Annotated in this window: 2 protein-coding genes; one reads left to right on the top strand and one right to left on the bottom strand. The window is 60.3% G+C overall.

Translation table 11 applies throughout. The features are described from left to right. Positions 1 to 60: 60 nt before the first annotated feature. Positions 61 to 348: a DUF4365 domain-containing protein gene (locus tag ACFWPH_RS34705; protein WP_378756553.1), complete on the bottom strand. Its 288-nt coding sequence runs from the start codon at positions 346 to 348 to the stop codon at positions 61 to 63. Between the two features lie 409 nt (positions 349 to 757). Here ACFWPH_RS34705 and ACFWPH_RS34700 point away from each other — a divergent pair, with 409 nt between their 5' ends. Next, positions 758 to 1,099 (top strand): hypothetical protein, encoded by a 342-nt coding sequence (locus ACFWPH_RS34700; protein WP_378756552.1) that lies wholly within the window; start codon positions 758 to 760, stop codon positions 1,097 to 1,099. Positions 1,100 to 1,276 lie beyond the last annotated feature (177 nt).

Raw genomic sequence — 1,276 nt, 5'->3', positions numbered from 1 at the left:
TTTTTGGTCTTAAGCAAATCGATTATCGCAGGTCAGAGCACCCTTTCGCCAATTCCGGCACTACGTGCCGGAATTGCACGAACAGGGGAGGTTAGCCCATGTATCGCTGTGCTGGTCGACCGGCACCGCATAGCCGTTGCCCCGGCGCCAGCTGTTCCCGCCCTTGACCTGGATCTTTATCGTGTCGCTTGTAACCTCGCCATTGTCGGTGAAGGTGACGTAGAAATCCTCGCCAAAGTCGTTCTGCCCAGATATCTCTTGAACAATGTGGTCATGCTCTTCGAGTAAGGCACGAAGCGCGTTCACGGCAGCTTGAGCTACACGCCGCCCTGTCGGGATTCTCGACATGTCATCTCCCCGGAGATTGCTCATACCCGTCTTGGCCGTACGGAACCCTAGAGAATCTAGCTAACCACGTTCGGCGCTGCGCGGATGTACCGCAAGGGACGAGTTGACGGGCACCGCGGACGGTTCGGCTGCGAACTGACTGGACACGTGCAGTTCCGCAATCAGTCCGCAGTAGATCGCGCACGACAAACCCCGCCAACACTGTCGAGCCCCATACTTGGCACCAAGGTTGGACGGTGTTTCGATTCCCGGCCATTTCCGGACTCACGCGGTCCGCTGCAGCTCGGCGGCGGCCTGGTGCTGCTCGGCTGGGGCCGCCCCGACAGCTCGGCCCCCACGACCACTGTGCCGGGGAATGCAGTGATCGGACCCTTACCTCCAGCAGACGACAGTGGCATAGGCTTCGGCCGTGCCAAAGCTCACGTTGTCCAATCTCTACTCAGGCAAGCCGTACATGGTGTGGCTGGAGCCATACGCCGAGGACTACTGGATTCCACCGCAGGGTGAGCTTTCCATCGAGTTCGAAGACGCCGACTTCACCAAGGGCGTTATCCGCGACGGTCCATTCGATGTGTCGTGGGTCGACGAGGGCGTCGTCGTCTGGCCTGCCGCCCTCTCTGGCGTCATTGTGCGTGGAGTTTGGACTCACTCGGTGGATACCATATCCACCGAACCTGCGCTTCCACAGCGGACCGGGCAGCGTCAACCAGCGCGGGTGGAACGTCGGGGTACGAGTCCGCGATATCGGTAAGCGCGTCGTTAATCTCCATAGCCAGCCCTACACAGGTCGGCGGATAGCCCCGGACATTGCACGCGACAACAGCTGCTCGAATTGACCCGCTCCCCATGGATGCGACCAGCCGGAATTAGAGTCTCGTTGGCCCTGGTGAGGGCCAGAAGGGACGATAGGGACCATGGCTGGACGCAA

The organism is Nocardia sp. NPDC058499, from assembly GCF_042719915.1.
In the GTDB taxonomy this organism is placed as follows: Bacteria; Actinomycetota; Actinomycetes; order Mycobacteriales; family Mycobacteriaceae; genus Nocardia.
Note: the sequence above shows the minus strand (reverse complement) of the source record. Positions and strands in the feature narration are given on the sequence as shown.

Coding starts and splice junctions, on each gene's coding strand:
- ACFWPH_RS34705 (WP_378756553.1), bottom strand. CDS start 348: ATGTCGAGAATCCCGACAGGGCGGCGTGTAGCTCAAGCTGCCGTGAAC.